Genomic DNA, 25,396 nt, shown 5'->3' with positions numbered 1-25,396 from the left:
GGTTGGAAGATGCGCGGCCGCACCTGTGCGGTGCTGCGCCTCTTCCGGAAATAACGTTGCTTTAACGTGTCTCCGAATAGGTGGTTCCATGCGTCGCAAGCGAATCCTCTGGATCGCAGTAGTCCTGTGTCTTTTTCTCGCAGCCGTTGCGCTGTTTGTGCTGGCCCATAAGGGCAAGGCTCCCTCCGCCACACCCAGAGCGGCAGCCGTCGTCGCCGTAACACGCGGAACTCTAGCCAGCTCTCTTACGGTTGCCGGCCAGTTCCAGCCCTATCAAGAGGTTGATCTTCACGCCAAAGTATCCGGTTATATCCGCTGGATCAAAGTCGATATCGGCGACCGGGTACGGCTGGGCGAGACTCTTGCAGCGCTCGAAATACCTGAGTTGCAAGACCAGCTGCAGGGAGCGCAAGCCGAAGTACGGCACTCGCAATCTGAAATTGGGCGGGCTCAAAGCGAGGTAGTCAGCGCTGAGTCGACTCATGCCGCGCTCCACGCTGCCTACACTCGGCTATTGCAGGCCTCCAAAGAGCGCCCTGGACTAATCGCAGAACAGGAGCTGGATGACGCTCTGGCCAAGGACCAGGAATCCGAAGCACAGATCGGCGTTGCGAAGGCTTCTCTCGACGCTATGCAGCAGCAGCTAGGCGTTTCGCGTGCGGATAGTCATCGCGTTCAGACGCTTGCAGACTACGAACAGATCATCTCGCCGTTCAACGGTGTGGTGACGATGCGGTATGCCGACACCGGATCGCTGATACAGGCCGGCACCGCTTCCAATACCCAGTCGATGCCGGTGGTCCGAGTGGCACAGAGCGATCTGCTGCGGCTGCGTATGCCAGTCCCTGAGGCCGATGTTCCCTACATCCATGAGGGAGGAGAGGTGCAGGTGAAGGTAAATGCGACGGGCCGCACGTTTGTCGGAAAGATCGTGCGCTTCACCCGAGCACTCGACACCAACACGCGCACCATGCTGACCGAGGTCGACGTCCCGAACCCCGATCTCACGCTCAGCCCCGGTATGTACGCGGAGACGATGATCCAGCTACAGCAGAAGGACGATACTCTTACCCTCCCCGCCCAGGCCATTGTGCAGAGCGGCGATCAAGACTATGTACTGGTGGTGAACGCAAGCAATCAGGTAGAGAAGCGGAATGTCACGATAGGAATCCAGACAGCGAATCGGATGGAGGTTACGAGTGGCCTGCGCGATGGTGAGCGAGTTATCGCCTCCGGGCAAACAAACTACCAGTCCGGTGAGGCCGTAACACCACACGCGGCGTTCATTCCAACCGACGCGCAGGAGGTGAGTGAGTAATGTCCTCCTTCGCGATCAAGTATCCGTTCTTCATCCTGATGTTCTGCCTGATGGTGATCGTGGTGGGCACAGCCACCGTGGCCCGCATGCCGGTCGACCTGTTTCCCGAGATCAATATCCCCGTAGTCGTAGTTGCGACCTTCTACTCCGGCATGCCGCCGCAGCAGATTGAAGCGGACATTACCAACAGCTATGAGCGTTTCTTCACGCTGGGAAGTGGAATCAATCACATTGAGTCGCGTTCCCTGCCCGGTGTGAGCCTGATCAAGATCTACTTTCAGCCCGGCACAGATGCCAACGCGGCGGTCAGCAACATCTCGAACCTCGCGATGGCGAACCTGCGCCGCCTGCCTCCCGGTACTTTGCCGCCTGTGGTGTTGAAGTTCGATGCCTCCAACCTGCCTGTATGCCTCATCACGCTCAAGGGGCAGGGATTCAACCAGACACAACTGAAAGACCTCGCGCAGTTCGAGGTTCGCAACCAGGTCGCCAACGTTCCGGGAGCTTCTGTACCACAGCCCTATGGAGGCAAGTATCGGCAGATCCAGGTCTATGTCGATCCCGTAAAGCTGGAGGCGCACCAACTGTCTGTGATGGATGTTGTGAGCTCCGTGAATCAGTCGAACCTGATTCTTCCAGCCGGTGATGTGCGTATCGGACCGAAGGACTACAACATCTATGCGAACAGCCAGATTCCCGTCGTCGATCAGATCAACGCGATGCCGATCAAGACGGCGAGCGGCGCTTCGGTCTTCGTGGGAGATATCGGCAAGGCGGAGGATGCGGGTCAACTGCAGACCAATATCGTCCGCGTCGACGGCCAACATTCGGTCTATATCCCCGTGCTGAAGCAGGGCGGAGGCTCGAATACCATCAGCATCGTGAACGGCGTGCGGGATGCTGTGCACAACCTGCTTGATGTTCCTGCAGCTCTGAAGACGAACGTCGTCTTCGATCAATCGGTCTTCGTGAAGATCGCTGTAAAGAACGTCATCAATGAAGGCACGATTGGATTGTGCCTGACGGCTTTGATGATCCTGCTCTTCCTGGGCAATGTGCGCGCAACGATCTCGGTTCTGCTTTCGATCCCTATCTCGTGTCTCACAGCCTTCATCGCATTGAATCTCGGCGCAAGCACGATCAACACGATGGTGCTGGGAGGCATCGCTCTGGCTCTCTCGCGCCTCATTGATAACTCGGTGGTGGTGCTGGAGAACATCTTCCGCCATATGGAGATGGGTGAGTCTCCTGTAGAGGCGGCCGAGAAGGGCGGCAAGGAGGTCCAGCTAGCGGTACTGGCAGCTACGTGCAGCACGAGTATCGTGTTCTTCCCTGTCATTATGCTGTCCGGGGTGAGCAAGTATCTGTTCACCGCACTTGCCCTTGCTGTTGTGCTGGCACTCTTCGCCTCCTACATCGTAGCCATGACCGTGGTGCCGCTGTTCTGCGCCAGGTTTATTCATTTGGAGCCTGGGCATGGCCACGCTACGCATAACCTCGAAACCGTGGAAGAGGGATTGCCCTCTGCGGAGTTGAAGGCCAAACGTCACGGGCTCTTCCGCCGTGTCACTGTCGGGTTCAACCGGCTCTTTGAGCGCCTGCAGCATGCCTATGAAAAAGCTATCGCCGTCTGCCTGGGGCGCCCTGTCCTGGTCGTATGCAGCTTTGCCGCGTTCGTTGTGCTTAGCTTCGCGCTCTTCCCCCTGCTGGGAGTTGCGTTCTTTCCGCGCACCGACCCCGGCCAGTTTGTTGTGAATGTCAAAGTTCCACCGGGAACACGCATTGAAGTGACCGATGAATACATCGCCAAGATGGAGCAGGACATCCGCGATGTGGTTTCTGCCGAGGACATGAATATGGTGGTGTCCAATATCGGCATCACACCCGATCTCTCGGCGATTTATACCAGCAACTCCGGAATGCACACAGCCTTCATCCAGGTGAGCCTGAAGGAAGAGCACAAGACCAGCAGCTTTGTGTACATGCAACGATTGCGCGAGAGATTCGCCACGGACTTCCCGGAGGTGAATACGTACTTCCAGACGGGTGGACTTGTAGACTCTGTCGTCAATCAAGGACAGCCCGCGCCGCTGGATATTCGGATTGGTGGCAACGATCTGCATCAGGACTTCGCATTCGCACAGACGCTCGCGACGAAGCTCAAGGATCTGCCTTCAGTAAGCGATGTGCTCATTCCTCAAGACCTCAACTATCCAGGATTGGAGCTGGACATCGATCGGGAACATGCTGCGCTGCTGGGCATCTCCCCGCAGGCCGCCATCAACAATGTCATTACCGCACTCACCTCGGACTCGATGATCGCGCCCAGTTTCTGGGTCGATCCGAAGACGGGCAACAACTATATGCTGACCGTCCAGTACCCGGATAACCAGATCAAAACACTGACCGACTTCAAGCAAATTCCGCTGCGTGCTCCCGGAGCGGCAAACACGACACCGCTGGAATCGCTAGCGGCGATCAAGCAGATCAACACGCCTACAGAAGTGGACCACTACCAACTGCGGCGCAGCTTCGATGTCTACGTGATGCCCAGGAAAGAGGATCTTGGCCATGTGAGCAGCGATGTGAATCGGGTAATTGCAGGGATGCAGCATCCGAAGAATCTGACGGTGAATGTCGGAGGTGCCATTACCGACATGCACGACTCCTTCAAGAGTTTCGGCATCGGCCTCATCCTCGCGGTGATCCTCGTGTACCTGATTCTGATGGCACAGTTCGCTTCGTTCTCCGATCCCTTCATCATCCTGCTTGCCATTCCGCCGGGACTTTCGGGAGTCATACTCTTTCTGCTCGTCACAGGCACGACACTCAATGTCATGTCGCTGATGGGAGTCATTATGATGACCGGCATCGCTGTCTCCGACAGCATTCTCATTGTGGAGTTCGTCGGATCATTGCGGGCACAAGGTTACGCCATCAAAGACGCGCTGGCTGAGGCCTGCAAGGTGCGTTTGCGACCGATCCTGATGACGACCCTGGCCACCATCCTCGGATTGATTCCGATGGCGCTGGCACTCGAACCGGGCAGTGAACAGTATGCGCCGCTGGCACGAGCCATCCTTGGCGGTCTCACTGTTTCCGGTATGGTAACCGTCTTCCTGGTGCCTACTGCCTACCTTCTGATTCACCACAAAGAAGCCGATGAAGAGACCGGCACCGTGCCTTCCCGCGAGGTGGTTCATGCGTAAAAGGAATACAGCTATTACCGTCTATCTGTTGCTTTGCGGATCCTTGTACTGCACCGCACAGAACGTTGTCTTTCCCTCTACACCGCCTTCGCTTGCTTATTTGTCTGCACAGAACAACTCACAGACAACGCAGAGCAAAGAAGGCGATGAACTGCTTACGCGACAGCAAGCCGAGCAACTGGCCCTGAAGAACAACCCGCGAATCAGTGTTGCAGCACTGATTGCACTCGCGCAGAAGCAAGTGGTCCGCGAGACCCGCTCTGGAGAACTCCCCAGCTTGTACGGCAACGGCACAGCCGTCGGCGCGGAAGAGGGTAGCCGGATCTCTTCCGGCACGCTGAATGCGTCCCGTCTCTTGAACCATGTGGGAGCGGGTGTACAGCTGACTCAACTGATTACAGACTTCGGACGTACCACCAATCTGGTAGCGTCTTCGTCACTACAGGCCAAGGCCGCGGAACAGAGTGCGGAGGCCACACGAGAAGATATCGTTCTGGCAGCGGACCTCGCGTTCTACAACGCGCTCGAGGCCCAGGCGACCTTGCAGGTAGCGAACAGCACTGTCAACGAACGTCAGAACATCGGCGATCAGGTGAATGCACTTACCGCGAGCAAACTCAAATCGACACTGGACCAGAGCTTCGCCCAGGTGAATTTGTCGCAAGCGAAGCTGCTGGTTCTCGATTCTCAGAATCAAGCGGATGCTGCCATGGCCAGCCTGAACGACATCCTCGGAAGCACGGCCGACCATCATTACCATCTCGTCGACGATCAGACGTCTCCACCAGCAGTAGCTCCATCGGCGGAAGCGGTCATTGCGCTCGCAATGCAGCAGCGGCCTGATCTCAAAGCATTGCAACTAAGCCACGAGGCCGATGTGCGCTACAGCCGAGCACAACACGAGCAGTTGCTTCCGACAGTCTCTGCGCAGGGAATAGTTGGAAGTGTGCCGGTTGGATCGAGCACCTACTTTTCTCCGAACTGGTACGGAGCGGCCGGAGTAAATATCAGTATTCCGGTCTTCAATGGCTTCAAGTTCCATGCGGAGGCAGCGGAAGCGAACCTGCGAGCCAAGGCTTCCGATGAACAGAGCCGACAGTTGGTCGATCGGATCGTCCGCGATGTAAGGACTGCATGGCTGACAGCCAATACAGCCCAGCAGCGGATGACTGTTACGGCTGAGTTAGTCAAACAAGCTAACATGGCGCTCGACCTGGCCCAGACGCGTTATCAGTTGGGGCTCAGCTCCATTGTCGAACTAAGTCAAGCGCAACTGCAGCAGACACAAGCCCAGATTGCCGATGCCAATGCACGGTTCGAGTATGAAGCCGATCTCTCAACCCTGCGATTCCAAAGTGGCTCGCAACCATGATGTATGCCCTGTGCTCTCCATACACAATAGAACCCAGACATTTCCCGAGGAGATCGTATGAGCAGACTGCTTATGGCGCACCCGATATCTGATCTTTGAGTTGTGCATAGAGCCATGCCCGGGCAAGCGTCCATTCCCGCTCCACGGTGCGGGAAGAGACGCTGAGCACCTCAGCCGTCTCATCGACTGTCAATCCGCCATAGAAACGCATCTCGACGATATGGCCCTGCCGGGGATCCAGCTTCTCCAGCTTCGTCAACGCATCGTCGACCGAGAGCAGGCCAGCCGGCGTGTCGGTACGGAATTGAGAGGCCTCATCGAGCGAGACGATCTCCAACTCGCCTCCTCGCTTCGAACTGAGCCTGGCGCGGGCGTGATCGATCAGGATGCGCCGCATCAGTTGTGCCGCCACCGCTAAGAAGTGGGCGCGGTTCTTCCAGTTGGACTCACGCTGCTGTACCAGCTTGAGATAGGCCTCATGCACCAGGGCGGTGGGCTGTAGTGTGTGGTTGGCGCGTTCCTTGCGCATATATCCCGCGGCGCGGCGATGGAGCTCGTCGTAGACAAGAGGCATAAGCCGCTCGATGACACTCTTGTCCCCTTTGGATAGCTGTGTCAAAAGGGCGGTTACATCTGTGGAAGATAGCTCCGTCACGGCACAATCCCAGGTCTGCATGTACTTGGCAGGCGAAGATCATTTTAGAGCGGTTTCACGGTTATCGTGATCCAACAAAGATTGTGCAGCCGAAAGGCCGGTATATCTCGCCAGTGCAGACGAGATATAGCGCGCTTTCAGCGCTTGATCCATAGTTGGCCTCTTACCTGGGGCTTGCGCCCCAGGCTGGGATATACCGCCCCTTTGGGGCTTGTACCCGTAGCCGATTGAGCCCCTACGCTCTATTTAATCTTTGCGCTCTCTGAGTCGTTACTGAGCTGCGTCATTTTGAACTTCTTTAACTTAACTGCTCGGCGCTCCTGCTTGCGAAATGTAGAGGTGTTCTCAAGGCAGGGCATGGTATTCGGCGGCGGCTCGGCGCGGTAGATCCAGTTCAGGATCGGCGTCTTTCCACAGCGTGAGAAGTTCGCGGTACGCCTGACGGCTCCCTTCCGTATCGTGCAGCAGCGCCAGCGACCGGGCCAGTCCCAGTTGCGAGAGTGGGGCGGTAGGACAGGTAAGCACCAGACCGCGATGAGCCAGCACCTTGCGAAACTCAGCAGCAGCCTCCACCCCCTGATGCATCGCCAGATAGGCCTGTCCACGCATATAGACGGAGTACATACACGGCAAAGTGTCGAAGAGGCCGGTGTCATAGGGAGTAGCGCTGTCCAGGAGCGTTACTGCGAGCGCCGGTTTGTTCTGCTGTATCGCAATGCGCGCGCGAATCACGGGGATCCAGTACTGGTTCAGCAGGGTGTCGAGCGGGTGCGCGCGCTCGAGGGTCGCAGCCAGAGCCTGAGCATGTTGCGTGTCTCCGGCGGTGGCGAGAGCCAGGGCTCCGATCGTCTGGATGTTTTTGCTTTGGCTCTCGGCAGTTTTATTTTTGCTCTGGGCAGCTTTACTTTGGCTCTGGGCAGTCGCCGTGAATAGCTGTGTCGCATCCGTGCGAGCCGCTTTGGCTTGCCCGAATTCAGCCTCCCAGAGCGATTCTTCCGCGTGCCAAACGTCTGCGGACTCTGCTTCTCCATTGTGTATGGCGGTGTTTGAAGCGTGCTGCATAAGCTCTCGAGAAGAATGCAGACGTCCGTGATAGGCCTCGGCTTCGGATTCGTAGTTCAGCATCGTCTCCTGAAGACCGGGGTAGGCCGTCGCCGTGGATAGCACCTTGTTCATGCCCGCTTCGTCATTCTCGTAAAAAGCCAGCCAATACTGATCGAAATCGATGTTGATCTCGTGGAGATGAGCCTTCACCGCCTCGTCGAGTATTGCCCGGGCCTCGTCGGGGCGCTCCTGCGCCAGATAGATCAGCGCAAGGTTTCCATAGGCCACGGCTGTCTCCGGAGCGTTGCGAATCTGCCTTCGCGCCATCTCCGCCGATTTATCGAACTGGCCATAGTAGGCGTAGTCGATGGTCAGCCCAAGGGGCCACATCGTGTCGTCCGGATAGAGCTTGCCCCACCCCTCATAGTCCTTCATCTCCTTATCGATTTCACCGGTGACATAGGCGTAGTAGCACGAGAGAATAAAGAACCGCTCCCACTCCGAAGTGTGGTCGCGATTCTCATAGGCTTTGGTTGCGGCCAGTGCCGCCATCCCCGTCTCTCCCAGGTCCCAGTCGATGGCGGCGAGCCGTGCCTGGGCAATGGCAAACCCCGGATCGACTTCGACCGCATGACGAAAGTAGGGCTCTGCGGTAACCTCTCCCTGCTCGTCGCTCAATCGCAGCCCCTGCGAATAGGCGGTGAGGGCCTCCAGCGAGGGGGTCGAGGCGTCTTCCAGTGGCACATCGAATTGATGCAGCGATTGGAGGGATTCGCCAAGATCTCTTCGTATGGCATCCGCCGCCTGATCGAGCGCGGTGAGCGCAGAGCCCCGCACCTGGGCGGGAAACGCCCGGCTGGCGATCTCCTTTCCAGAACGGCAGTCGAAAGCCTTCAGACCCAGGTCATACCCTTTGGTCTCAGAGGCGATCGTTCCCTGCAACACGATCTGACCGGCCTCGCGCAGACATACCTGCCGAGCCACAGCCTGGGTGAGCCGTTCCTGCATGGGAAGGCCCATGTAGCGCAGCGCGAGACGGACTTTGGCATCCGGCATGAGGTTGAGGAACGGAGACTGCTGTAACTTGGCCAGCAGTGCCGGGTTCAGAGCGTTGTCGAAGATTGGCTCGCCGGTTGTGTTGATGAAATCAGCGAGCACGATCGTGATCTGGCTGGCTGGCGTTGGCCGGTGATGCCAATGCCGATACAGCAGGCCGAGAGCCGCCAGAGCTACACAGCCGGCGAGGACACCAGCAGCAGGTTTCCAGTAGCGGACTGCCCATGACGGCTTGAGAGCAGCCCCCTGCTCTGCGGCAGACCTGGGAAGGAGCGGCAATGCTGAGGTGTTTCCATCGAGCGCCGCAGCCACCTGTTGTGCGGATTGGAATCGCTGTGCAGGATCTCGCGCAAGACAGCCGGACACCAATGTGTCCCAGAGAGGATCGAGGCCAGCCACCGTTCGGCTTGGCAGCGGAGGAGGTTCGGTGAGACGGCGTAGCGCAGAGAAGATGGGAGTATCGCTGCCAAAGGCCTTTGCCCCGGTAACCGACTGATAGATGACCAGACCGAGGGCGTAGAGGTCGGAGGCAGGGGTTAGATCTTTGCCCTCAATCTGCTCGGGAGACATGTATTCCAGAGTCCCAAAGACCGGTTGACTGCTGTGCGTGAGAGGAGCCTGCGTATTGGAGTCCAGACTCCAGGCAAGGCCGAAGTCGGTGACAACCGCCCGGATGCTGCCCTCCCTCGCGGGCTCCAGCACGATATTGGCCGGCTTCAGGTCGCGATGCAGAATTCCTACGGCGTGAGCGGCACCGAGGGCGGAGGTGATCTGACGCAGGATGGGTAACGCCTCCGCCGAACTCATGCGGCCAGATTCGCGCAGATGATCTGCCAGAGTCCTGCCGCTGAGCAACTCCATGCTCACAAAGACAACGTCTCCCTCCGGGCCGTGATGGCGAAAGAGGTCGAAGATGCGGCAAGCGTTGGGGTGGGTCACCAACTGGGCCAGATGCACCTCTCGCTTGAAGCGGGACAGCACCTCGGGTTGACCGGCTATCTCCGGGCGAATGGTCTTGAGGGCAACTCGGGTGTTCAGTTCGAGGTCCTCCGCCTCGTACACTTCGCCCATGCCGCCCCTGGCCAGAAAGCGGACGATTCGGAAGCGATCGAGAAACACCTGTCCGGAGGCAAAGCGCTGGGACTCCGGCAACGGAAAGGCTTTCGCGGCGGAAAGAGCGTTGTCGTCGAGAAACGCTCCGGCATCCTCATGCGCGAGCAACAATCGCTCCACTTCAGCGCGCAGTTCCAGTGAAGAGCTCTCGCGCGCCAGAAAGCCGGCCCGCTGTGCAGGCTCCAGCTCCAGAGCCGCCTGAAACAGCTCCTTGATGGAACGCCACTCGATCTTCGCCGATTCTGTCTGTTGTGGCTGCATAGTCTTCAAAGAAGACCCGACTGCAAAAACCGCACCAACCGAAAACGCACCTGGCCCGTTATGTCAATTTGTCGATGCGCACCATCTTAGGCCTTGCACAAAAAAAAGTCTTTAAATCCATGGCGGGTTTTCCCACGCAACGCCGCGTTAAGGAGCAGATGACCACAACCGATCGATGCTTTCCCCCGGTTGCGTCCATCGCCCCTGGAGGCCTTTCATGCGTAACGCATCCTTTTCTCGATTGCTCGCAGGCTGCATGATGACAGCCGCTACGTTCCTGATCTCCGCTTGCAGTGGGGGTGGGAACAACACGTCTGCTATCTCTGTGTCTATCTCTCCCAGCGCCACGCAGAGCCTCGACCAGGGCCAGTCTCTCGGCTTCACGGCAAGCGTCAGCAACGATTCTTCCAATGCCGGGGTCACCTGGACCGTCTCCGGCGGGGGCACGCTGACCAACAGTACAACGACCGGAGTTACCTACACCGCACCTGCCACGGTCTCCTCCGTTACGACAGCCATGCTGACAGCCACTTCGGTGAAGAATACGACGCAGACTGCGAGCGTTAGCATCACCGTGCATCCGGCGCCTGCGATCACAACCAGTGGCGCATTGGCAGGTGGGACAGTCGGCACAGCGTACAGCGTCACACTGGCCGCAACGGGCGGAAGCGGCACCCTGACCTGGACTCTTGCCTCTGGAGCGCTGCCTGCAGGACTCAGCCTGAACCGTGCAGGCGTTATCTCCGGTACACCGACGACAGCCGTTGCAGTGAGCTTCACCGTCAAGGTGACGGATGCGGCAGCGACTCCGCTTAGCGCAACTTCCTCTACCCTCACACTTGCCGTCAGCCCCGCGCCGCTGACAGTCTCTGCGCCGGCTCTCGGCAACGCCGTTCAAAATAAGGCATACACCTCTGCGGCCATCACGGCAGCCGGAGGCACAGGCACTATCCACTGGACGGTTGCCGGATTGCCCGCAGGATTGGCACTCAGCGCAACCACGGGCCAGAGCATCCAGATCACAGGCACGCCAACCGCGGCGGGAACATCCAGCAACATCGTCGTTACGGCCACAGACTCGGGCGGCGCCTTCCAGCAGACGAAGTCCACAGCAGCGCTCAGCCTTACCGTGCTGACAAAGCTCTCCGTTACGACAAGCTCGCTCGCCGGAGGCACTGCGAACACTGCGTACACCGCAACACTCCAGGCGGCAGGAGGTGTCACTCCCTATACATGGGGTGCTACCGGTATGCCCGCCGGACTTTCCATCAATGCCACCACCGGTGTGATCTCCGGCACGCCGACAACGGCTGGGACCTCGACACCTACGATCACAGTGAATGACTCTGGCGTACCGCAACAGCAAGCCACTGGCCAATTCACCATAACCATCGCCCCGGCTGCGCTCGCGATCACCACCACCTCTCTGCCTAGCGCTTCGGTCAACACCGCCTACTCACAGACGCTGCAAGCTACCGGCGGCACGCTGCCTATCACCTGGAGCCTCGCTAGCGGCAGCCTGCCCTCGGGCCTCACTCTGAACGCAGCGGGAACCATCACTGGCTCACCAATAGCAGTCGGCACAAGCACCTTCACCGTCAAAGCTGCGGACTCCAGCAGTCCACAGCAGACACAGACGCAGGCGTTGAGCATTGTGGTCAATGCTGCACCACTCGCCATCACAACAACCTCTCTGCCGAATGCTGAGATTGGGACGGTCTATAGCGCAAACGTTACTTCCTCTGGAGGAACCGGCAGCATCACCTGGAGCCTTGTCGGCTCACTACCTACGGGGCTCTTCTTGAATACAGCCACGGGAGCTATCACCGGCACGCCCACTGCGGCTGGAACGGTTAGCTTCTCTATCAAAGCCACAGACTCCGGCACCCCACAACAGACCCAGACGGTCAATCTCAGCATTGTGGTCTATGCTCAACTCACCATTACTACGAGTTCCCTGCCCAATGGGGCTACAGGCTCGGCGTATTCCACGCAACTGCAGAGTACGGGCGGCAGTGGAAGTGTCACCTGGAGTTTGCAGGCTGGTAGTTCGCTGCCTGCTGGACTAACCCTGAGCAACTCCGGCCTTATCTCCGGTACGCCTTCGGTCGCGGGAACCACGGGCTTCTATGTTCAGGCGACTGACTCCGTTACCACGGCAGTCGCGCATCTGGGCATCCTGGTCAATATATCTACGCTGCTGGTTCCCACTACATCGCTGCCCAACGGCACGCAGAACAGCTCGTATCAGGGAGTCATCCAGGCGAGCGGCGGAGTTACCCCCTACACCATCACGGTCACCAGTGGCTCGCTGCCGCCGGGTCTTACCTTCAGCAACTGTAACGGCGGTTGCAACGGTGCGTTCAAGTTGAGCGGAACACCGACCACGACAGGAAGCTATAGCTTCACGGTCAAGATCGCCGACGCGGAAGCTACGCCACAGACGGTGACGGAGTCCTACACCGTGAACATCACAGCCGCGTCGCCGCTTGCCATCAACTCCGGCAATACAGCGAGTGGCGAGGTTGCACTGCCCTTCTCCTTCATCCTGGGTGCCAGCGGCGGGACGCCGCCTTACACCTGGAGTCTTGCTTCCGCCAGTGGCGCGCTACCGTCCGGGCTTAGCATCAGCAGCACAGGTCAGATCACGGGTTCCCCCACCACTGTCACAGGCAGTCCCTTCAGCATCAACGTCCAGGTCAACGACTCTGCTTCCCAGACAGCAACGCAGCAGATGACGGTCACCATCAACACCGCTCGCAGCAGTGCGAACGACAACGAGTTGAAGGGCCAGTATGCAGCCCTGATGACCGGCTTCGACAGCACCGGCAACCCACTCGCGACTATCGTTGCGTTCATCGCGGATGGTAACGGCAATATCACTGGAGGCGTCTTTGACGCGAACGGCACAGGGCTTACGAGCCCGATCAGCGACACCTCCATCACCAGTGGGTCTTATGCGGTTGGATCGGATGGCAGAGGCAAGCTCACGCTCACCAGCTCTCTCGGGACTGCCACGTATGTGATAGCGCTAGACCAGATCACCAGTGGTATAGCCGACGGCGGCTACATCGCGGAGTTCGATCTCAGCGGCCAAACGCTTACCGGAACCCTGACCCTGCAGAGTTCTTCTGCGTTCACCACTGCGTCCATCGCAGGCGGGTATGCGGTTGGCCTCTCTGGATTCAATGGTAGCGCCACAAGCCACACAGGTGTGATTGGCGAGATCCAATTGAACGGAGCGGGAAGCATCAACAGCGCGGAGTTTCTCTCATCCAGTTCGGGCAGCAGCACACCCATTGTGGTTACCAGCGGGACGTATAGCGTTGCCTCCAACGGCCGCGGCACGCTGTCCTTCAGCGTTCCCAACGGCAGTGGTGGTACAAACCCAGTCGATATGGCCTTTTATGTCGTGTCAGCGACAAAACTATTCATGCTTTCTTTAGATACGGCCAGCGGAACCAATGCCAACGATCTGCTCTCAGGCAAGGTTCTGCAACAGACGGTCGCCAATGGGAGCTTTACCAATGCAACCCTACATGGTATTTCAGTACTGCATCTCGACGGACTGGATAGCTCCTCCGGTGGCTCCCCCACGACCTACTTCCCGGACATCTTGCTCGCGCTGACCAGTTTTGATGGTGCTGGGAATATATCCATTACCGACGATGAAAACGATGGGGGCACCGTAACCAGTAATCCCATATCCGCCACTTACAGCGTTGCCGCCAACGGCCGGGTCACGGTGACAGGAGGAGGAGGTAATCATCCGCCGTTCTTCTATCTTGTCGGTAGCAATCAGGGTTTTGCAATGAACTTCAGTGGAGAGGTTCAAACCGGCTACTTTGAACCGCAGACAGCGACCGGCTTTTCACTCGCTTCGCTCGACGGAACCTATGCCCTCGGCGTTCTCGCTCCCCTGAGTAACGGGAGCGACAGCACAGCCGAGCTCTCCTCCACAGGCACGGGCTCTATCAGCGGTACACAGGACCAGAACAGTCAGGGCACGCTCAGCCCTGACAATAGCTTGAGCGCTACCTACACGGTTGGCTCCAACGGCCGTGCTGTCCTCGGAGGCGGTGCCTCTGGCTCTGTTATCTACATCATTTCAGCGACTAAAGCACTGGTCCTTGATCTGGGCAGCAGCAATCCGAAGGTCCAGGAGATTCAACATTGACTTCAGGTTTCTTAATATGGAAGAGGTAAAGAATAGGCCTTCTTTCGGCTATCAACAAAAAAACCGGGGCTAAAGCCCGATTTCTCACGTGACCTTAATCCCGTGGCCTAAAGGCCACGGCTCCCTCCGCCCAGCGACGCTAAAGCGTCGCTGTTTGCGCTTCGCGCTATGGGTGGTAACACCGATTCTCAACGAACTAAGAACTCACCACGCTAGCGCCGCCTTGCCAGAGGCTTCAAACTAGTTTGGAAGTACGGCCATACACTCGCACAAATGGATCTCGGTCGCTCTTTACCAATATCTCGGCTGGACGTGCCTTCGCTAATTGACTACGGCTTGAAGCATGAGCGTTCCGGTGTAACTTCCAGCGGGCAATTGTGGTTGTCCACTTAGATTAATCTTCAAGGACAATGTATTTGTTTGCGAGCCGATCCCCAGGACAAGAAACGCCTGAGTAGTGCTTGCCAAATGTAATCCTGAGGCGGATGCCTGGGGCGTCGTTTGGGTGAAGGCAGTATAGCTACTGACAATACCCGCCGTCCCTGTTACCTGTCCGAAAACCGCCGAAGACGGGATCAAAAAGCTTGCGGTGTTTTGCAGGGCTGCGGTGGGGCTCGTGAAGTAGCCATAAATATCAAGAGGGTCTGAGCCAAGACCAACCACCAGCCAGCTTGTCGTGATGGTTACGGATGGCGCATTGCTTACTCCGCCTGAAACAAGTGTGAAACTCGCAGATGTTGGGGAAGCTGCGATAGTCAGGCTTCCTAAAATTACCAACGCAGGTTTAGGCCCCACTGAGATCGAGGGGCGAGCGCGAATCGCTTGCGCGTAACCGGTCGTCGTTAGCGTCGATAGAAATAACGCGAACACGAGCCGGTGATGCACAACGAATGATCTCATTTGACTCAAGGACATCGGCGTCTTTCTCCAAATAGTACAACTGCAGTTGTTCCCTGCTATTGGGGAGATGCATCGTTATGCATGTTCTCATTTGGATCGGCTTGTCCTGAAGGGGCAGCCTTATGGCGAACGATGATCATGATATCCGGTTCGTCGTCGTTGTCAGTGCTGTGAATGGACGTGGGAGCATGGACGACCTCCCATTGGCCCTCTGCGAGGAATTGATCGGTCAAAACGGTCAGTTTGTGTTCCTGCGGTTTATGTTCGCGCAGGAAGAACCGCCCCGAGGAGTCGGTATAAATCGGCTTCTGGTCAATCATAAGAGCAGCGCCCTCAACCGGTGTGTTGCTGGAATCGACGACCTGGCCATGCATCACGCTATTGCCTATGCTGCGCTGTTGTGGCATCGGCGGCAGATCGGCGGGATCTCGCGATGCCATGCCATACGCATCTGCGGTGTAGAGTAGCTTGCCGGTTGGACCGACGTAGGTCTGTCCGTGCATGCGGGCACGCCCAAAGAGGCGGATATTGACATCGAGAATCAGCGCATTCTCAAAGGGATTTTTGGTCAACGAGGGGACATAGAAGGTCTCATAACTGGCACTGGCAGAGATCAAGTTGGACTGGATGGATCCGCCATAGAGGATGTTGGTTGTGCCGTTAGAGACGTTTACGCTCTGGTTGAGGCTGAAGCGTGAGGTCAAATTCTCATTTACGGTAGTGAGGAAGTTACCAGTTGCCTGGCTGTTTTTGGGGCGGCTTACCATCCAGGAACTCATTACCTGAATCCGGCGTGTGATGGGGCGTTGGACCGTCACCGTTCCAGCATGATCGATCTGTCCTTGATACTTTGATTCGTATAGGCTGCCGGAGAGGCTGGCCTTCCACAAGTTGAGGGATGCCCCGACCTGATCCGCAGAACTGGCGGCGGTTTGGCCAGTGTATTGCCCCTTGGTGTTGGTGAGCGGAACCAGGTAGCTCTGTGTTCCGCCATTAAAGCTGAGGTAGTGAGTTGGAGTTACAGTGACGGATAGATTTCCTTTGTTGGGTTCAGCGAAGACAGGATTGGCGAGTATGATCCTTTCGAAATCATGGCCTGCCTGGATGTAAGCAGCCTTGAGGTCGAGCCACTGGCGCTTCATGTGCAGGCTGGCAGCGCCGTATGGTTTATTGGACCCCACTCCGCCAGAGAAAGCGAACTCTTCTCCTATCTGCGGCTTCCATTCGAGGCCGACGATCTCCGATTGCTTACTCGAGATGACAGTGTTGGAGTAAAGCTGCCAGTGAGCATCGAGCTTACGATGCACCGCGAGAAATCCCAGCCCCTCGCCCATGGTTCCGCCATCGAAGAGGGGTGTGCTGTAGACATTGGACTCCACCCCGCCAAAGGCAAGAATATCGGTTCCCTGGAGCTGCGTACGCGCGCTCAGACCGCGGGTGTAGAGGTAATGGGCGGAGTCGAATATATCGGTGGGAAGATGAAAATCAACCTGATCGTCTCCGGCGATATAACGGGTTTTACCAATTTCTCTTTCAAGCCTGGCTCCGTATTCAAGATGCCCGGCTTCCGTGCCTGCTCCGATGACGAAGTTGTAATTGGGCGTGTACATCGTGACCGAACCGCCGCCAGCTTCATAGAGTGAAGAGTTGCCGCCGCGCACCTCAATCACCTGCGCAGAGGCACAACCCGAAATCACTAAGAAGAGGAAGCACCCTACCCTGATCGCACGTGGCACAGGGGATCCAATCACTGCTGCGGAGTTGAACTTGGCTGTGTAACTGCGGGCGGAGCAGGCTCCTGCAGGACTATGGGTTGAGTCAAGTCAAAGTTGTCAAAGTGAAGATGCACCTGCTGTGGAGGCTCTTTGCCGGTCCAGGTAGCTTGCACATGCCTGGGGCTACCGGGAAGCAAAGGAAAGCCACCCATCTCGACTGTCTCGTGGCCGATGCTGGCAGTAGCCCCACGCACTCGACCATATGCACTGCTCAGATTTTCAATATCGAAAGAGACTAGTTTCTTGTCTGGATCATAAAGTGGGTTTGTGAGCTTAACCGCATCCTTTGCGAGCGGCTTTTTTTGGTAGAGATATACCGTGTGCGGCAGCATAATCCGCAGATTGATGCCAGGCCCGCGCTGCTGCAGAGAAAAAGTGGAATAGATGGTAAACCAAGCCGGCAGCGTGTCGGACTGCACCGAATAGAAGATCGTATAGGACTGCTTGGGAAGCAGTTTGATGCTCATCGACGAGAGCTTGAGATGAATGCCCGGATCGAGCGGACGAAAGATATCCTTGCCGTCTCGATTAATGCTGAAGCTCTTGGGTTCGAGAACCACAACGTAAGCCGACAGCGAATTATTGGTGAGTGTGAACTGGCCATCGGCCTTCTGTTGATACTCGACCACGGGAGGAGCAACGGTCTGGGACAGAGCTATGGTAGGAAGCAGCAGAGCAAACAGGCCCGAGATATTGATAAACCGAATAGATAGCTTCGGCACGGTTGGTTCTCCAGAGCTAACAAGCTGTATTGGGCTTGGCTATAGGTTTCCCAGGAATGCTCAGGCACTCATGATGGGTGCGAAACAGCTATTCCCAAATACATACAGCGCAGCATGGGGGAAGGGCCTCAAGCGTTTGCCAGAGGCCCCTCCGATACATGACTTACGGATTAATCGGCTTGAGCCTGAATGGTGATCGTGCCCGTATAGGCGCCGGCAGGCTGCAGGGCCGGCGTGGTGATTGCTACCTTCAACGTATCGGTTATACCGGTCAGATTGATGATGTTCGACAGGCTAACAGCATACGTATCGAGCAGAAGACTAGCGCTGGCAGTTCCAATCCCAGTCGCCGGAGCAGCAGCAGTCTGGGTGAAGGCGGTCAGGGCGGTTGTCGGTGTAGCGACCGCACCGCCGCTTGTGGTTACGGCGCCAAAGACAGCGGACGACGGAATGTTGTCCGAAGCTGTATCCGTCAGTGCGGCAGTTGCACTCCCGAAGTAGCCGTACAGATAAATATGGCTGTTGGTGCTTGCAAGCAACCAGCTAGTGGTGATCAGGGGACTGCCTGTACCCGTGACTTGCGTGCCATTAACCAGTGGGTTGGTTCCTGCGGTCCAGGTGATGTTCGGGCTCGCGACGGTGACGGTCAGAAAAGCACTGAGTGTCGCATTGAGAGTTACCGTTGCGGCATTTGAGTTTGTAGCAGCCTTTGCTATGCCGGGCGTGACGACGCCGACGCTAAACAGCACTACCGGCAGCCATTTAAGCCTATTTGAGAAGTAACGCATTTGGGATCTCCTAGAAAGTTGAGTATTCGATGCAAAACTTCGCCGCTAACAACAGTAGGTACTGTCCCCGAGAGCGCTCTATCGAACAAGTGATTTCATCAACTCGTGTGCCCAGAGTAAGCAAGTCTCAAAGGTGAGGAACGGCCCAGCATACCAGCGAATATGGAAGGACGCAAGCGACTCAAAACGCAGCTCTGCGGCATGCCCCGGAATCGTCCGGGGCACTCCGTTCAACAGGCATAGAGCAGTCTCACAGTTACCGTGATCCAGCAAAGATTGTGCAGTGTCGTTTTCCTTGGGAGAAAACCACGCAAACGTCTTTTGTTCCGGCTTACACCCACATTCCGGCTTACACCCACTATGAACCCGCTCTAGCTTTGGGGGGTTAGTTAGTTGCCGCTACGGTCAGAGGGATGCGACCTGTCCGCATGGAGCTCCATGCGGATAGATCGCACGCCGGTGTACAGCATATCTTTGCAATCTGCACAGTCTCCTGGCTGACTTATAGAGAAGCTCCTGGCATCGGTTTGGATCTCAGCGAGAAACCCTGGAAGCGACCATGTAGTCTTGCTGATTTTGGACGGGCCCTTCCCTGTAAAGACACGGAAAGAGACGTCGCCGTGGGTCGTGATGGTCACGCCCTCAGGGTCGGCAACGGCATCGACGTTCGGAGAGCGCGTCACCTTGATCCAGCCGATCGATCCGTCCGGCATGCTCCACTGCACGGTAACGGGATGGAACTGTGTCTTACCGCCAGAGTCTTTGGTCATGCCGGTGAACTCGCCACCCCATATGGCACGATCACCAACCCAGGAGGTCGTCACCCGCGTTGAGTCGATGCGCCGATGCACCATGTGCGGCCCGATAAATCTGCGGAACTTCACGAGAGCAGCGTTTGGGATGTGGGTGCCCAGGAGCGTGACATGCGGCGCGAACCACATATCGGCGACCTGAGACGTGGTCAGCGTAGGCTTCGACGGCAGCGGTGCATGGGCTGCATCCAATGCCGTTCTCATCCATACTCCGGTCACGGTCACGTAATTCGACATGTCCATGCCATAGGAGCGGTCATAGGGCCCCGCGATGTTGCGCAACTCTGGTTGATAGAAGTTGGCTAGATCGTTCCAAAGCGCAGCCTCCATGACATGGCCGAGTCGGCGCATACGCGGAGTCGACCCATATTCGCGCCACAGCGCGAGACCATAGAGATCGACACCGTAGTAGGTCGGAGCGTTGTATTCATTAAAGGTGCCGTAGCGCTGAAATAGGCTGTAGACCTGCTCCGTCCAGGCTTGCGAACGGGAAAGCCAGTCGGCATTGTTGTCGTGGACCGCCGCAAAGTCCCACAACGCGCCATACATGAGTGCGATGTTGCTGTAGGACGGAACTAACCGGCCATCGTGGATCTCGCCGGAAACGGCTGCATCGATAGCGCGGTACATGCGTGTCTCTAGTTCAGACGGAAGCCGCCCCGGAAATTCAATCAGGATCATCTCCAGCGTAGTTCCTATGAACTGGCGCCAGTTTGGATCATAGGAGGTAAAAGCAACATCGTGATCACCGGGGCCTGGCTCTTCTGGAGAACGCTTGAAGGTGCCATAGCACTTCATATTGGGATCGAGATACTGCTGGTCCAACACTGTTCCAAGAATTTGGGCCGCTCGATCCACGTCGGCTGGCCGATTATTTGAGCGGGCGCGCATCATCAGACCCAGGGCATACCAGCTCGATTCACGAACCATGTAGTGGCCGCGCACATGAGTCCCTCCATCATGCGGACGCAGTACCAGGTGCGCGTTGGGATCGTAGCTTGTGTCGAACAGGCGCATCGATTCATCAAAGAGCTCACGAGAGTTTTTCGACGAAGGATTAAGTTCTGGGTGAAGCGTCGGAGTTAGTTGCGCTAGAGCTGAGCCGCAGTTCATCACGATCCAGAAACATGTAATCCAGAGTATTCGCTTCATCAATATCACCTTCAAACTACTTTTTTGAATAAAACATCTTCGTTTCGTCACAGAATGAGGCTTTGCCAAAGAGCCTGGAATATAACCGGGAGAAACAACTTAGAGCTTGAGAAATATCTTTCTCCGGTATAAAGGAATTAGCGGAAGAGCGCAGACCAACACAAAGAACACCGAATAGATCACAGAGACCAAAGGGGGCGGCCCCAGCCAATGTGGCAGCAGATGGAAGAGAGACTGCTGAAGGTTTCCTCCGCGCGGCATCCTGACGGCGGCGAGTGCAATCGCAAGGACCTCCGAGAGGACGTAGGCGGCAAGCGCGTTTGTGCCAAAGACAAGCCAGGGTGCCAACCCACGTCGCAATTGGTATGGGCCGTCGATCACCCAGAAGAGCGACGCAAGCAGGAGCATGGAGACACCTCCGGTAAAAAGGACATAGGAGCTAGTCCAGAGGCGTTTATTGATTGGAAAACTGTGCGCCCAAAGCAAACCGCAGACCAAGAGAATAAGACCGCACAAGATGAGGGCTGTTGCCTTCTGCCAGGCAGGGCGCCGCGTTTGCAGCCAACCCGCGGCGAGCACACCGAAGAGCGTCGTTGCAACCGCCGGCATTGTGCTCAACAGACCTTCAGGGTCATAGATACCGTGGTGATAGAGATGGGCTGCGGGCACAAGCAACCGATCGAGCCAGGAGGTCAGATTGCCGTAACGGTCAAGAACACCGACAGCGACCCCGGGCAAACCAATACCGGGTACCGTCACGTGAAGTAGCAGGAACCAATATCCGCCCAGAGCCACAACGATAGCCACAATGCACGCAGTTACTCCACCGAAGAGAAAGACGATGCTTCCCAGCGCGTAGCAGAGTGCGATGCGCTGCAACACTCCGTAGAAGCGCAGAGTGCTCATCGAAAAGTACGGCAGTGCGTTGAGCAGCAACCCAATTGCAGCGATGAGCACAGAACGCTTCAACACCTGCAGCAAGATGATCGATCGTGCCGTGCCGTGAGCGAGACGCGATCGCAGGGAGAGCGCGATCGAGGCTCCGATCATAAATAGAAAGAGAGGAAAGACAATATCTGTGAGCGTGCAGCCATTCCATACGGAGTGGCGCAGTTGTGCGTAAGAGACAGCGCCATCACCTGCGTTGTTGACCAGGATCATGAGAGCGACGGTGAGGCCGCGCAGCACGTCGAGTGAGAGCAGACGTTGCCCGGAAGAAGGACTCCTGGTTGCGAAGTTATTAGATAGGCTCGGGTTGTTCACAACGTCTCCTGGCCCGACATACGTACGCTATCAGGAGTAACAAGAAAAAAATGGCGCTTCGATTTCTGCTGTGAAGCTCCGAAGAAAACACGCTGCGCCGTAGAGGGGTTCGGGGATCTGCGCTGCTGAGCAGATCCCCATTGAAGCCACAAGGAGCCTACAGCGAATTCAGCTAAAAGCTGAACTTCGCAGCAAACTCCACCGTGCGCTGCTCATACGAGGGCGTGCCGGCAATCGAGGTGATCGTTCCGACGCTGGAAGCGCTGCTGATGGATGAATTCGGTACCGCGAAGTTGGGGTGGTTGAAGACGTTGAAGGAGTCGGCGCGAAGCTGAACCTTGTACCGCCCCGCGAAGACGATGTTCTTCTCCAGGTTCATATCCCAGTCCTGAAAGCCGGGTCCGCGAAGCATGTCGTATCCGGAGTTTCCGTACGCGCCACCCTGGACGCCGGCAGCATTGGTCGGTGCCGTGAAGGCAGCCGGGTTGAACCACTCTGCCTTCGTCTTGTGAGAGGGGTAGAGAGGCTGTCCGGGAACAATGCTGGCACGACCGCTAACCAGGTTTTTATACGTTACGGAGTTGAGGGTGTAGCTGCCAGGTGCAGTGTAGCTGACGGAGAATGGCTGACCGGTCTGGAAGGTACTAATGCCCGAGATCTGCCAACCACTGACGATCTTGTCGACCAGATTGCCTGCACCGCCCAGGAACGTCTTCCCCTTTCCGAACGGCAGAAGGTAGGAGTAGTTGACCGTGAGGACCTGAGGCGTGAGTCCGGAGATAGGCCCGTAGGAGTCGTTGGGAGTTGAACCGGATGGGTTTTGTATGTTTTCAGTACCGAGAACGCGAGTCCATTGATACTCCGCACCAAAGGCAAGACCCTGACTGTATTGCTTGTGCAGGCCAACCTGAAGTGAGTTCATGCTGCTATGGAACATCGGATCCATACTGTTGTTGATGGTGGAGAACGGCTGCACCAGATAGGTGCTCTGTGCGGTTGTTGTGCCAGTAGTAAGCACCGGCTGGGAGGGCAGGTTGATATTCGGGCCACTGACACTGCTGCCTGGTGTTGATCCCGGGCCGCCATAGTTGTTTTGCTTCAGATTGTGCTGACCGACGTAGCCGATACGCAGATCGATATTCTTTGGAAATTGATGTTCGACTGCGAGGTTGTACTCCTCGGTGTACGGCGTGGTGGTCTTGGCCTGCGCACTGACGGAGGGATTTGCCGTGAAGGCACCGGTGGCCGAGAACGGGTTGGACATCGTGAAGGCAGGAGTTGTGGTGGTGGAGTTGCTATATGTCTCCGAGCCGACGAAAGGGAGTGTCCCAAACGGGGCCGTATCGACATAGCTCGATGGCAAGAGCGCGTAATAGATACCAAACGCGCCGCGAACGACCGTGTTGTGTACAGGCTCATACGAAAAGCCCAATCGCGGCGCAATGTTGTGTTTGTCCTGGCCAAGATAGCTAAAGACACTGTTTGGCAAACCAACTTGCGAGGATAGCGCGATCGGAATCGACGTCAGGAAGTTCGGAATTGAGGCCGCCGGGTACGAGGTGCCAAAGACCACCACCTTGCCGAGCGAAGGGATATAGAGGGACTCGTTGCCGTAGGGGTTGCCCTGAAACCACTGCAGGTCGTAACGAAGACCGGCATTGATGGTGAGATTGGACAGTGGCTTCCAATCGTCCTGCAGGTAGAGGCCGTATTGGCTAGAGAGGTTCCTGACAATGTAGTTGTTCGGCGCCGCATTTCCGGTCGTAACGGGCGTGCCGAGCATGAAGTCAGCGAAAGCAATACCCGATTTATTACCCCCAGTGAGGGCTGTGGAGCTGGTGGTGTATTGGCCGTTGAAGGCAAAGGAGCCGCGCTGCGGACTCTCAGCCGAGTCGTTCCAGTGGTCGTTGAAGAGATACAAGAAGCCAGCCTTGAGCGTATGCTTCGGCAGCACTTTGGTGACGGACGTGGCGACCTGAGCGTCCTGCTCCAGGTCATGCGAGCCGGACTCAGAGACAGACTGAATATTGGTGATGCTGATCTGCGGCGCACCTTCGATCAGCTCCGCGCCAAGCCCGGGGATGATCGAAGAAAAGTCAGTGTTGTAGTTCTGTGGAGTACGGTAGATCGGCAGATGAAAGTAAGATCCCGACACATCGAGCAGCAATGTGGGCGAGAAGGTGTGGGTCCAACCGACGATGAAGTTCTGGTTGTGTTCTCCGTCCTGCGCGTTGCCACCCTGCAGACTATTGTTGCCATTGGTGGGGCTTGGACCGTAGAAGGCCCTGAGGTAGGTGAAGCGAAGCTGGTCCTTCTCGCTCAACTTGTGATCGAGGCGTACGGAGAAGCGGCTGGCATTGCTGGTTTCCTGCACCAGCTCATAGGTGTTGGTACCGCAGCCGCTGGTTGTAGGGTTCGGATACAGCAGCTTCAAGAGCTGCAGGTCCACCGGGTTCAGAGTGCTCGAAATGATATTTCCAGCAAAGGGCTGCCCTGTTGCCGGGTTATAGATGTAGGTACTGGTGGTGGCACTCGGCGCGCAGACGCCCCCTGCGAGGAATTCACTGAAGTTGCCTTCACGCTCAAGGGCTGTAGGCTCCTGTGTGTTGTCGCTGTACGACTGTGTCAGGTGGAAACCTTCATAGGCAGCGAAGAAAAAGCTCTTGTCGCGGCCGTTGTAGAGATGAGGGATAACGATCGGACCGGAGAGATTGCCGCCGTATTCATTCCTCTGGTAGGGAGGACGAGCCAACGCTCCGCCAAAGTAGGTCTTGGCCGAGGTGCCCTTGGAGCGGTTGTACTCGAAGCCGCCTCCATGGAGCCCATTCGTTCCACTGGCGCTGGCGACGATGATCTGTGCCGGCTGGTTGAACTCCGCGGGAGCGCCCGTGGTGAGAATCTTGAACTCCGCGATTGCATCGAGCGAGGGGACTTCGCCCTCACCACGCTGCAAGGTGACTTCCTGGTTGGTAACACCGTCGAGCGTGGAACCGAGACCACCATAGGAGCTGCGCGAACCGGTGCCGACAGATGCCGTAACGCCACGCGTATCGAGCTGGTCCTGGGCGCCCGCACCCTGAACACCAGGAGCCAGCGCGACCAGACCGTTGATTCCAAGACGACCGTTGAGTGGCGTGTTCTGGATTGCCTGGCTATCGATCACCGATCCCACCGAGGAGGTTGAAGTTTGAATCACCGGCTCGGTGGTCGTCACCTCGACGATCTCGTTCGCCGCACCAACCGTCAACTGGGCATCGATCTGCGCTACCTGATCGATCGAAAGCGTGATGGCACTCTGCTTATAACTTTTGAAAGTCGCTTTATCGACCGTCACGGTGTACTGACCGGGAGGAAGTTGCGGGACCGTATAGCTTCCGACATCGGATGTCTTGACGGTGTGCACCGAATTGGTCGCCGCATCGCGAATGGTAACCGTTGCGTCGGGAATCGCGGCTCCGGTCGAATCGGTAACAGTACCAGTAATCGATCCCGTAATACCCTGAGCAAGCGCACCCTGAACCGGCAAAAGTGCCAACACCAGGAGGCTCAGCAGCGCGGAACATCGGACCACCCTCCCGCCGGTAAGGCCCAGCTGCTGTGACATTTGCTTGATCCGCTTTATCGCTGTTTTCATCTTCATCTCCTTGTTACCGCTTGCGCGTAAACCTCAAAATTTGCGAAGTACTTCTCTGAGCCGTCATGGCAGCTCGCTCTGTTATGTTTGCTGCTGCGAAATTTGCAGGTGCGATTGATGCTGGCGATGATGCCTAGCCGCAAAC

The 25,396-nt window shown here is 56.9% G+C and carries 13 protein-coding genes; 4 read left to right on the top strand and 9 right to left on the bottom strand.

Annotation, left to right across the window (positions count from 1 at the left end; all coding sequences use genetic code 11):
* The first annotated feature begins 88 nt into the window (after positions 1-88).
* The 3 genes from GSQ91_RS23610 to GSQ91_RS23600 are packed head-to-tail and all read left to right on the top strand — an operon-like array spanning position 89 to position 5,899.
* Complete coding sequence (locus tag GSQ91_RS23610) at positions 89-1,318, top strand: efflux RND transporter periplasmic adaptor subunit (RefSeq protein WP_158824198.1); 1,230 nt, start codon at positions 89-91, stop codon at positions 1,316-1,318.
* On the top strand, positions 1,318-4,527 hold the full coding sequence (locus tag GSQ91_RS23605; RefSeq protein WP_158824197.1) for an efflux RND transporter permease subunit: 3,210 nt from the start codon (positions 1,318-1,320) through the stop codon (positions 4,525-4,527). Before GSQ91_RS23610 ends, GSQ91_RS23605 begins: the two co-directional genes overlap by 1 nt.
* The gene (locus GSQ91_RS23600; protein ID WP_158824196.1) at positions 4,520-5,899 is read left to right on the top strand and encodes a TolC family protein; all 1,380 of its coding nucleotides are present in this window, start codon (positions 4,520-4,522) and stop codon (positions 5,897-5,899) included. The genes GSQ91_RS23605 and GSQ91_RS23600 overlap by 8 nt, the downstream gene beginning before the upstream one ends.
* A gap of 70 nt (positions 5,900-5,969) precedes the next feature.
* Here the strand turns inward: GSQ91_RS23600 and GSQ91_RS23595 are convergent, their stop codons facing one another.
* Together GSQ91_RS23595 and GSQ91_RS23590 are read right to left on the bottom strand one after the other, a co-directional pair.
* On the bottom strand, positions 5,970-6,554 hold the full coding sequence (locus tag GSQ91_RS23595; RefSeq protein ID WP_216845400.1) for a sigma-70 family RNA polymerase sigma factor: 585 nt from the start codon (positions 6,552-6,554) through the stop codon (positions 5,970-5,972).
* A gap of 345 nt (positions 6,555-6,899) precedes the next feature.
* Positions 6,900-10,028 carry a serine/threonine-protein kinase gene (locus tag GSQ91_RS23590; protein WP_158824194.1) on the bottom strand — a complete coding sequence of 1,043 codons (3,129 nt, stop codon included), beginning with the start codon at positions 10,026-10,028 and terminating at the stop codon, positions 6,900-6,902.
* Positions 10,029-10,245: 217 nt separating this feature from the next.
* On the opposite strand from GSQ91_RS23590, the gene GSQ91_RS23585 reads away from it, so the two are divergent.
* On the top strand, positions 10,246-14,205 hold the full coding sequence (locus tag GSQ91_RS23585) for a cadherin repeat domain-containing protein (protein ID WP_158824193.1): 3,960 nt from the start codon (positions 10,246-10,248) through the stop codon (positions 14,203-14,205).
* 321 nt (positions 14,206-14,526) lie between these two features.
* On the opposite strand, the gene GSQ91_RS23580 is transcribed toward GSQ91_RS23585, so the two are convergent.
* The 7 genes from GSQ91_RS23580 to GSQ91_RS23550 all read right to left on the bottom strand — a co-directional run bounded on the left by GSQ91_RS23580 (position 14,527) and on the right by GSQ91_RS23550 (position 25,251).
* On the bottom strand, positions 14,527-15,120 hold the full coding sequence (locus GSQ91_RS23580) for a hypothetical protein (RefSeq protein WP_216845398.1): 594 nt from the start codon (positions 15,118-15,120) through the stop codon (positions 14,527-14,529).
* Positions 15,121-15,161: 41 nt separating this feature from the next.
* Entirely contained in the window at positions 15,162-16,841 is a 1,680-nt protein-coding gene (locus tag GSQ91_RS23575) for a carboxypeptidase-like regulatory domain-containing protein (protein WP_158824191.1), read from the bottom strand.
* Between the two features lie 11 nt (positions 16,842-16,852).
* A complete protein-coding gene (locus GSQ91_RS23570; protein WP_158824190.1) occupies positions 16,853-17,602 on the bottom strand; it encodes a hypothetical protein in 750 nt (249 codons plus the stop codon).
* 170 nt (positions 17,603-17,772) lie between these two features.
* Complete coding sequence (locus tag GSQ91_RS23565; protein WP_158824189.1) at positions 17,773-18,390, bottom strand: hypothetical protein; 618 nt, start codon at positions 18,388-18,390, stop codon at positions 17,773-17,775.
* A gap of 389 nt (positions 18,391-18,779) precedes the next feature.
* Positions 18,780-20,354: a hypothetical protein gene (locus tag GSQ91_RS23560; protein WP_158824188.1), complete on the bottom strand. Its 1,575-nt coding sequence runs from the start codon at positions 20,352-20,354 to the stop codon at positions 18,780-18,782.
* 99 nt (positions 20,355-20,453) lie between these two features.
* Positions 20,454-21,617 (bottom strand): acyltransferase family protein, encoded by a 1,164-nt coding sequence (locus GSQ91_RS23555; protein ID WP_158824187.1) that lies wholly within the window; start codon positions 21,615-21,617, stop codon positions 20,454-20,456.
* A 172-nt stretch (positions 21,618-21,789) separates the two neighbouring features.
* Positions 21,790-25,251 (bottom strand): TonB-dependent receptor, encoded by a 3,462-nt coding sequence (locus GSQ91_RS23550; protein ID WP_254064852.1) that lies wholly within the window; start codon positions 25,249-25,251, stop codon positions 21,790-21,792.
* Positions 25,252-25,396 lie beyond the last annotated feature (145 nt).

Origin of the sequence: Granulicella sp. S156 (assembly GCF_009766105.1) — a bacterium.
Taxonomy (GTDB): domain Bacteria; phylum Acidobacteriota; class Terriglobia; order Terriglobales; family Acidobacteriaceae; genus Granulicella.
The sequence above is the reverse complement of the archived record's forward strand: the minus strand, read 5'-3'. Positions and strand labels throughout refer to the sequence as shown.

What these genes read in the sequence shown, in the direction of transcription:
- GSQ91_RS23610 (WP_158824198.1), top strand. Translation starts at nt 89, where the DNA reads ATGCGTCGCAAGCGAATCCTCTGGATCGCAGTAGTCCTGTGTCTTTTT.
- GSQ91_RS23605 (WP_158824197.1), top strand. Translation starts at nt 1,318, where the DNA reads ATGTCCTCCTTCGCGATCAAGTATCCGTTCTTCATCCTGATGTTCTGC.
- GSQ91_RS23600 (WP_158824196.1), top strand. Translation starts at nt 4,520, where the DNA reads ATGCGTAAAAGGAATACAGCTATTACCGTCTATCTGTTGCTTTGCGGA.
- GSQ91_RS23590 (WP_158824194.1), bottom strand. Translation starts at nt 10,028, where the DNA reads ATGCAGCCACAACAGACAGAATCGGCGAAGATCGAGTGGCGTTCCATC.
- GSQ91_RS23585 (WP_158824193.1), top strand. Translation starts at nt 10,246, where the DNA reads ATGCGTAACGCATCCTTTTCTCGATTGCTCGCAGGCTGCATGATGACA.
- GSQ91_RS23580 (WP_216845398.1), bottom strand. Translation starts at nt 15,120, where the DNA reads ATGTCCTTGAGTCAAATGAGATCATTCGTTGTGCATCACCGGCTCGTG.
- GSQ91_RS23565 (WP_158824189.1), bottom strand. Translation starts at nt 18,390, where the DNA reads ATGCGTTACTTCTCAAATAGGCTTAAATGGCTGCCGGTAGTGCTGTTT.
- GSQ91_RS23560 (WP_158824188.1), bottom strand. Translation starts at nt 20,354, where the DNA reads ATGAAGCGAATACTCTGGATTACATGTTTCTGGATCGTGATGAACTGC.
- GSQ91_RS23550 (WP_254064852.1), bottom strand. Translation starts at nt 25,251, where the DNA reads ATGAAAACAGCGATAAAGCGGATCAAGCAAATGTCACAGCAGCTGGGC.